Source organism: Shewanella decolorationis (genome assembly GCF_004354305.1).
Lineage (GTDB): Bacteria > Pseudomonadota > Gammaproteobacteria > Enterobacterales > Shewanellaceae > Shewanella > Shewanella decolorationis.
This window is the reverse complement of the sequence record NZ_CP037898.1, coordinates 4,717,646-4,718,515: the sequence shown is the minus strand read 5'-3', so window position 1 is coordinate 4,718,515 and position 870 is coordinate 4,717,646. Positions and strand designations below refer to the sequence as shown.

The following is an 870-nucleotide window of genomic DNA, read 5'->3' as shown; positions in this document are numbered from 1 at the left end:
TAACCATACAACCCAAATGAGTTTCACATCACTTGCGTCGTTGCGACCAGCTGGTTTTACTTGTCTCATCTTCGACCAAGAAGATGGACTCGCCTTAGACTTGAATATTCAAGACACTTAAAAAGTGTTTTAAGAACTCAATTTTTTCGTATTAACACAACGACAGACATCATTGTATTAATTACTATCAGCTTTCCAAATTGTTAAAGAGCGGGCTTAAAAAAGCCAAAGATAATTTTTCAGTTTATCTTTGGCATCTCTAACCAGATTGCAGTAAGTGGTGGAGCTATGCGGGATCGAACCGCAGACCTCCTGCGTGCAAGGCAGGCGCTCTCCCAGCTGAGCTATAGCCCCNTTTACATGCAGNGCGAGTAAATAAGATGNTCCAAACCTCTTAAAGGATTGGTTTGCCAATCATNNNTTATCAANGCGGANANTNGCGACGTTTAGTTCACTAAACGAGTNANTTTNCAANGCNGAGAANNAAGNNTTGGTGGGTCAGAGTGGACTTGAACCACCGACCTCACCCTTATCAGGGGTGCGCTCTAACCAGCTGAGCTACAGACCCATCTTATTGATAAATTAACCTAGGCCAATTCATCTTTACTCTATCTTNTATCAAGCAAATCTGTGTGAACACTCAGGNACANGGATGTNCCGNNTGTNNNAAANGCAGGAGCATTTTTANACCAAACATCGAGTTAGNCGTATAGGTAAGGAGGTGATCCAGCCCCAGGTTCCCCTAGGGCTACCTTGTTACGACTTCACCCCAGTCATGAACCACAAAGTGGTGAGCGCCCTCCCGAAGGTTAAGCTACCCACTTCTTTTGCAGCCCACTCCCATGGTGTGACGGGCGGTGTGTACAAGGC

2 tRNA genes and 1 other annotated feature are annotated in these 870 nt (G+C 45.1%); both genes read right to left on the bottom strand.

Annotated features, from left to right (window positions below):
* Positions 1 to 278: 278 nt before the first annotated feature.
* Positions 279 to 354: transfer RNA gene (locus EYR25_RS21150), tRNA-Ala, on the bottom strand.
* 137 nt (positions 355 to 491) lie between these two features.
* Positions 492 to 568: transfer RNA gene (locus tag EYR25_RS21145), tRNA-Ile, on the bottom strand.
* A 159-nt stretch (positions 569 to 727) separates the two neighbouring features.
* Positions 728 to 860: a sequence feature (16S ribosomal RNA rRNA prediction is too short), on the bottom strand.
* Positions 861 to 870 lie beyond the last annotated feature (10 nt).